At 60.8% G+C, this 7,802-nt stretch carries 4 protein-coding genes; all 4 read right to left on the reverse strand.

Annotated features, from left to right (window positions below; all coding sequences use genetic code 11):
- Window positions 1–50 precede the first annotated feature (50 nt).
- Window positions 51–1,727, reverse strand: coding sequence for an alpha/beta hydrolase family protein (locus ACI38B_RS00895; RefSeq protein ID WP_439729147.1), 1,677 nt, complete (start codon window positions 1,725–1,727; stop codon window positions 51–53).
- 105 nt (window positions 1,728–1,832) lie between these two features.
- Window positions 1,833–2,501, reverse strand: a complete 669-nt coding sequence (locus ACI38B_RS00900; RefSeq protein WP_439729149.1) for a DUF4125 family protein — start codon at window positions 2,499–2,501, stop codon at window positions 1,833–1,835.
- A gap of 318 nt (window positions 2,502–2,819) precedes the next feature.
- Window positions 2,820–4,979: a DUF4037 domain-containing protein gene (locus ACI38B_RS00905; protein WP_439729150.1), complete on the reverse strand. Its 2,160-nt coding sequence runs from the start codon at window positions 4,977–4,979 to the stop codon at window positions 2,820–2,822.
- 127 nt (window positions 4,980–5,106) lie between these two features.
- The gene (locus ACI38B_RS00910) at window positions 5,107–7,008 is read right to left on the reverse strand and encodes a DUF2207 family protein (protein WP_439729148.1); all 1,902 of its coding nucleotides are present in this window, start codon (window positions 7,006–7,008) and stop codon (window positions 5,107–5,109) included.
- Window positions 7,009–7,802 lie beyond the last annotated feature (794 nt).

The raw sequence follows: 7,802 nt of genomic DNA on the forward strand, positions 1-7,802 counted from the left end.
TTCTGCCGACACTGACGACCGCTAAGCGTCGGCAGAAGCTGGAGGACGGGCTATCGCAGACCCCAGAACATGAATACGATGATGGACAGCACCAGCGCGGCGAGCACGAGCACGGCGACGATAACATGCCCGGCGCCAGTCGCGATGGACGGCTCGTCGGGGTATCTGCGGACATTGTGCATCACCATCGTGAACACCAGGAACAGCAACAACAGGCAGGCGGCGGCGCCGATTTGCAGCGCCGTCCAACCAGGCCGCAACACATCGGCGCGATTTGTCAGCGACAATGCCGCTTTCCCGAGCGTGACCAGATACCAACCGAGTGTGCCGGCGACCAATACGGGAACCACGACGCTAGCGGCGAGCAGGGGAGCCGCGCCGCGCCCGAATCGTGGAGTACCCGCCGGCGTGCCTTCGGACTGATGATCATGCACCATCAGCGTCTGCGTTCTCGATGCGCGCAGCCGTCCGCTGATCCACAGCGCAATCGCTCCGATGACAGCGGCGATCACGCACAGGATTTGTGCCGCCATCAACGCGAGCGCCAGAGAAACCGACCCGATCATGCCATGCGGTGTTTCAGAAGGAGCCGCAAACCGTTGATGCGGCTGGCTTCCGGCGATCTTCGGCGTGGCCCAGTCCGTAGCCGTGGTGCCGGCGGCCACGGCGTTGGTCCAATCCTCGAGATCATGCGTGTAATGCCGTTCCAGCGGCAATCCGGGCAATGACAGTGACGAGCCGGTGCGCATCTGGTGATTCGTCGGGTAGTACCGTACTGTCACATTCGCATTGCCGTTGCGTTTCGCTGCGTCGATCAGCGTACGCGCCCCCTGCTCGATTGGCATGGACGGGTCAATGGTCCCGTAATTGATGAGCAGTGGCATGGTAAGCGCAGAGTAATAATCCTGTGCCGGGAAATCCGCATATTCCAGCCCGACGAGCGAGAAATCAAGGCTGATCAGCGTCGGCAGCTCATCGACCACGCTTTGAGGCGCGCCCGCGATGGTCGCGTACGAGGTCGCCGCCATCGCCATCTGGTCACGCCCGGGCACCACCGGCGGGGATGTGAGAATCATGAACGCGATATCCGGCTGCCGCTTCGCCATGACGGTGGCGATCCACGTGCCTTCCGATTCCGCATACACGCCCACCTGCGAGGGGTTGACGTCGTTCAATCCTGCCAGCAGTTTCCACGAGACGAGATAGTCGCGGGCCATGGCCTGATAGTCGCGGCTCGTCCACGAATAGTTGTCCAGCCGTTTGTCCGGTACCAGCGTGACGATGCCCGCGGACGCCATTGCGGGGGCGATATCGCCGTACACTTCAGACGCCCTGCCCGTCCCGGCGCCATGCACGAACACGCAAGCGGGGCGTTTGCCAGGAGCCCCGATCGGTTCGCGCAGGATCGCGTTCACGCTGACCGTGCCGGTGAGTTTGATGGTGAGTTTCGTCGTTTTGACTTTGTAGGTGCCTTCTTGCGTGGTTGATAGGCCGTTCGCCGCGATTGCTGTGCTGGACGAGCCGACCATGATATGGTCCGTATACGGTTCCACCCGCCAGTTCGCGCCGATTGCGGAACCGATGCCCGCGAGGATGATGAGGATTACGAGCGCCACGCCTTCGACGATCATGAGCCGGTGACGTCCACGCTCCTCACGGTTTTCCGCGGTGGTTGCGGTTCCGGCCGCTGTCTCGCGTTCTTCATGGTCTTCTGTTGTGGTGTCCAAATGCCGTTCCTGCCTTCGTGGTCTTGGATTGTCCTGATTTCCCGGTTTCCCGTCGCTTTTCATGCCCTCGCACCGGATGGGGAATTTTACGGATTGCGTGGTCCTTTACCGGTCTTGCTGGTTGTACGAGCCTTGCGCCGCCGCCTGCCTCGCCTGTGCCGCCTGCGCTTCGTCGAGCCCCGCATATCCCTCCAGCCGGACCGTGTTGCGTACGGTCTGCTCGGTCAGATTGCCGCCTTGCTCGGCGATATACGCCACCAGACGCTCGTATTCGTCGAAGGTGGTATCCGAATACGTGCCTAATTCGCCGCGCAGATAGGTCTCGAACGACGTCTGCTCAGGCGTGTCCTCGGCGGTGGTCAGTACACGCATCGTCTCCCCGAGTGCCGGCCAGCGGCCCGCGAATTCGCGCGCCCACGCGACCTGCCGGGCGATCACCTGCTCCTGACGATCCACCCGTTGCTCGGAAAGCCGGGGAATATACGGTTCGATACGTTCGCGGTAGATGTCGGGCGCGGTGGAGGCCATCATCCGTGCGTATTTTTCGGTGACCAGATTGCGCCCGACACGGTCCGCCTGCCGTAGATCGTTCTCGTAGCTTGCCAGCAGTGCTGGGGTCCAAGTGAGGAACTGGCTCAGCCGCATCTCGTGGAACATTGGCCAGTTGCCTTGGCATGCCGCCCGGCCGCCTTCATTGTCCGTGCGCTGGAACTGGTCCCATTCCAGCCGAATCACCGTTTCAACCATCGGATTGTCGGCGCGGACCGTGACCATCGGCGGCTGTTGGGACATGGCATCCTCTTTCTGTCGAATTCCATCTGATTCGCAGTGCGAACATTTGCCATGATATGCATGCCCGTCCCGCTGCGCATGGCCCGATTCGCCGCCGGCGCTATTACGACACACTGAGCGCGACTGTGTAGACGGTGCTGTGTGGACACAACTGCGCAGACACAACTGCACAGATGCAATTGCACAGACACAACAGCGCTGGCGAACCGCCGGAAAACAATCGCACAGCCGCTGAACCGCCTACGATTCGGTGTCCAATGCCGGCCATTCGGCGTATTCCCGGCGATTCGTCGAATTCGCCTAGATGCCGTGCAAACAGGCGGCATCGCTGACGATATGCGCCTCGACATGCGGTCGCTGCCATTCGAGGAACCGCTCGTTGCTGTGTGTCAATCCTTCACGTTGGAGTTCGGCGACGATATCCGAGCATATGGCCTTGACCACAGTGCTGATTTCGTCGGCCGCATCACGCGATGATGCTCCTTCGCCGTAGCAGGCGTCGCCGGATAGCCGCAGAATCTGCTCCAACTGCTCGCAAACGCCGGCGAGCCGCGTACCCATGCGGGCGCTGAGTCGGCGCAGGGCGGCGAATCGCCACTTGTAATAGGGCGCGTATCCGGCAGAAATCGGCGTGTTGATTAGGAATACCAGCGAGGAGACGGCATCCGCGAATTCGCTGATGGACAGCCACGCCGCGCTGCCATCACCGCGGCGCAGCATCCGGGGCAGATTGTACTGGCCGGCTTGGCTGATCATGCCCAATCGGCGCGAAATCAGTGACAATCGCACATCGTCGGGCATGAGCTTGAAGCCTTGGCGTGTCTTGGAGAATGCGCCCAGCGGGTCGGCGAACACCTGGCCGTTGGTAGCCGTGGCGAGGGTCGCCTCGTCCAGCATCAGCCATTCATGCGGATGGTTGGCACTAGGTGCTTGGCGGTATCCGGTCAGGGATTCGAAGAAGTCACCGATGCGGAATACGCCCACCCGTCTGCCGGCACCCTGTGCGCGTGGTGTGGTCTGGCGCGGCCCGAACCCGAGGAATCGCTCCGGCAAGGCGTCGTAGTCCGCTTGCAGGCGCTCGCCGATCCGCTCGTAATCCTCGTCGGTCAGCCACAGGCAGAAGCCGGGGCCGAAATCGTGGTCGCGGGAGAGTAAGTCGTCAAAACCGTAGCATTCCGAACCGTGCCCGACCAATCCGGCGGCGATGCGATCCCGATACTCCGGGTAGTGTTCCGCGATCAGCGGCTTGCCGAATTCCGTCCATGTGCGACGGGCCAGTTGCAGGCCGGTGATGTCCGGTTTGAGATCAGCACTGTCCGAAGGGATGTTCCGCTTGCCGTCGTGCCGACGATTGGTCTGGGCTTCACGCCGCCCCTGCGCTGGAGGCCCCGCGACCTGCGTGACGGATGTCGATTGCTTTGCAAGCGCGCCCTTGGCGGCCTGGAGATTCTCGCTGGTGGTCCGGTAATACTCCGTGTCGGTGCCGTAGCATTCGGCGATGACGTCGAGTGCCTTGCCATACGAGGCCACGGCATCTGCGAATGCGCCGCGCGTGAAGCGTACCTGCGCCGCCGCGGCCAATGCGGACGCATAATGCGCGCTGTGGGTCAAATCGCCTTCGTCGTAGATCGTCAACGCATGCTGGGCGTCCTCGTCGGCTTGGTCAAGCCATTCCGCCGGGGATTGCGCATTCGCTTCGCTTCTGCCAGCGGCCTCGTTCTTGCGTGTCTCATGCCACAATTCCAGTTCGACAAGCGCAAGATTGACGTAGGTGGATGCGATGTCGGGGTCCGTATGCCGGTCCGCGCCCGAATCCTCGAGGATGCCCATCGCCTGCACGAGCTGGTCGTGCGCCTTGCCCAGACGGTTTGTCTCGCTGTAGAGCATGGATAGGTTGTTATGCAGGGCTGCGAGTCGTCTGTCGCGGGGGCCGTAGGTCGTTCTCGCGTTCTCAAGTGCCTGACGGTACAAGTCCTCCGCTTGGTCGTATTGCCGTGCGGCGCGCATTGCGGTGGCGGCGTTGACGAGCGTCGTCGTCCATGCCTCGCTGCCGACGATTCCCATGCGGATGCCGAGTTCGAGCGCCCGTTGCACAATCCATTGGTTGTCCTCATGACGCCCCTGGGAGCGGTAGAATCCCATCGTTTCGTTGAGGACGGTCAGCAATCCGGCGTTGTCGCCGGCGTTTTCGGCATCAGCCATCGCCTGTTGCAAGTAGGCTTCGGCGTCTTGGCCTGCTCGATGGCCGTCGTAGATGGCGTCCAGACCGGCGAGGAACGCATCGGTATCAAATCGGGGAGAGCGGCGGCGATCTGATGCGTGATAGCCGGAATCGCTGGAATCTCCGGAATCGTTGGAATCCCCAGGATCGGCGGAGCAGGCGTCATCCCGGTCTTCGGCATCTTCGTCATCGGCTGCGGTGCGCGGCTTTGCGCCGAACAATGCAGCCGGATTGTTCACCGCCTTGAGCGCCGCCATCAGCGCGTCCGACGTCGGCGCAGAATCCATGCCATCGTCGGACGCGCTGCCACGCTCGGGGATGGCGGCGACGCCGGGCATATCGTCGTCATCATGGTTGTGCGCCAAATCATTGAAATTCGTCATGGTCCCGCTTCTCCAATTCCTGATTGAGCCATCGCACGTAAGCCCTTACCGACTTCTGCGCCATATTGTCATCGGGCCTGGGCTCTGTCGCTTCCGATACTAGAGCAGCATATGCTTCGGGATCGCTGTTGTACGCCGCTGCCTTGATACCGTGTTTTTCCGCGGTCTGCACAACCGCGTTGTCTACCTTGTGGCTCAGCTCTTCCGTTGTGATATTGATTGGGATTCCCAACCGTCGCAAGTTGTCAAAGAGATCCGGTTCTTTGGAGCTGGCAGATGCGTGACGGCCCACGGGTTCGCTCTGCGCGGTGGAGCCGGAGAGCTTCCACATGACGCGATCGACCGACGCGAGCTCGCCCTTCGCCAGGCCGAGCGCCACCGCGTACGCGAGGTTCCAGCCGTAAAGTTGGGCGTCCCTCGTGGTACCGCGCTCGCTCAGGTCGCTGTAGTCCTTGAGATACTTGCCCAACCCGAGTACATGATGGTACAGCCGCATCATCGGCAGGTTGATGCGATTGGTGGGGATGTTAGCCTCGATGAGCAGATACCATGCCAGCACCATGCCGATTGCGCGGATGGGGGATAGCGGCAGAGTGATCAGGCAGTACGCCACGAGGAAGATGCGAAGGATGTCAATCTGGCGTTTACCGTCGGATGCGGTGGTTCTGATGCTTTGCAGCCTGCGTTGATTGATGATCAGCACCGCAGCGGCCGCGACCACGTAGACGACAGACAGCATGGTCGCGATGGGCGCCATGATGCCGAGCCAGGTGAATCCTTCATATCGGATGAGGATCTGTGTCAGGCTCGCGCACCCGCGGGCTTCGGTGAATAGCGATGTCCCGGCGAAAATGCTGAATACCCCGGAGACGAGTGCGCAACCGAACAGCATGAATATGCGCGGTGTTCCTATGGAATACATGATGGTATTCGACACTTTTCTGGTCTCGGATTGGACGTCAGACAACGCTTTCAGGCCATTCGAGGAAAGATGGTCGGTCAGTTCTGCGACGCTCGGGTTGACTTGGGCGCCGGAACCGTTGGGAGTCCCAGCGAAATCAGGGTGTTCGCGATAGAAATCCTTGAAGGCGACGGCAAGGAAGTTCATAAGCTTGATTTCCAGCGGTGTCAACGGGCGTGACGGCGTGCCGCGCAGGTAGATGTGGCCTTGCGGGTCGACGCCGATAGCCCCCTTGTCGATGAGCGAGGCGATACCGGAGCCGAGGTAGGTCCGTTTGCCGAACCCCCATGCCGCCACCATCGGTTCGATTTCCGGCCGGTCGCGCCAATATGTCACTTTCGACGGATGACGCCCGCGCATGCCGACCGCTTGACATATCGGGGCGGCGATGAGGATGTTGATCAGGCCGAGGAGGAAGAACACGTAATCGAGGCCATCTGTGGTGACTTCGGGCGTCTGCGCGTTGTAGATTTCCTGGATGCTGCGGCCGCGGAAAATCATCAGCATGCCGCAGTAGTATGCGAGATACAGAACGTACATCACTGCTGATATGACTACGGTGACCAGCAGGATGCGCCCGAAGCACGACCAGTCGAATTTCTTGTGATAGTTGGGATTGGTGTAATTGTCGTCCGGTGCTTTCTCCCAGTACCGGGCGGCCTTCCTGCCTTTGTACGGCGGGATCGGGGGCAGAGGCTGACGGGCTTGGCGGGTGTGCCTGGCGTTCGAATCTGCCAGGGATGGCTGATTGGCAGGCGACGCCGGTCGGGTATGCTGTTGCGCGCTCGACGCGGAAGATTGAAGATGTTGCTGGGACGCGGGAACAAGCGGGGTTTGTTGTGCGGCAGGCTGCTGCACAGTGGGTTGTTGCGCGGCGGGCTGCTGGTATGGCACGACAATCGGGATGATCGGCATTTGTGCCATCGGGGATTGCTGTGCTACAGGTGTCTGTGGTGTGGGGGAAGGCAATACAGGTGGTTGCGTCATGTCCGTTGGTGAAGTCGAGGCGCCTCCTTGGTAGGTTCCTGCCGCGTCGAAGCTGATCCCATCAAAGGGGTCGTCTGTTGGGAATGCCGGCGTGAACGGTCGAGGACTGTTCTGGTCGTCGTGCTCCATGGCGTGTGTGCTCCTTCATCGCAGGCCGCCGGTCCGGTGGTGCATAGGTTTGCATCCCGGTGTGCATGGCTATTGCCGTGTGGGTGCCGACAGTATCGGCAACGTTTGCATCTGTTGGTATCATCCTAACTCTCGCACGGGGGCCGATTGGGGGATTTCGTCAATCCGGAGGTCGGTGTGGGCGTCAATTTTTCATGCGTTTACCTGTGATTCATCTTGCCGGATGTTGCGCGCGGGGAGGAGTGGGCGAACTCGACGGATTGCGCGTCTCTCGACTGTTCTCCCGCGTGTTGTGCGGGAGGTTATAGGCCTCGCGCGTTCTTGCGGATGATCTCCCAACGGGAACGTTGAAAATCCGCGGTTTCGAGTTCGCTCCAAATGCCGGATTCGGGAGAAAACCGCCGGGCATGGGTTTCGCGATTATCTCCCGCGAAATACGTGGGTTCTCCTGTACGCCGGAATCTCAAGGTCTCAATACCACAATCTCTCAATATCTCTCATTCGACACCCGATTCGGAGAGTTATTCAGGAAAAAGTCTCAATATCTCGCGTCCGAAAGCAGATTCCGCGAGAAATTGAGATTCAGCGTGGTCCGAGCGGCG

Source organism: Bifidobacterium sp., assembly GCF_051876855.1.
GTDB lineage: Bacteria > Actinomycetota > Actinomycetes > Actinomycetales > Bifidobacteriaceae > Bifidobacterium.

What these genes read in the sequence shown, in the direction of transcription:
- ACI38B_RS00910 (WP_439729148.1), bottom strand. Translation starts at nt 7,008, where the DNA reads ATGGCACAAATGCCGATCATCCCGATTGTCGTGCCATACCAGCAGCCC.
- ACI38B_RS00900 (WP_439729149.1), bottom strand. Translation starts at nt 2,501, where the DNA reads ATGGTCACGGTCCGCGCCGACAATCCGATGGTTGAAACGGTGATTCGG.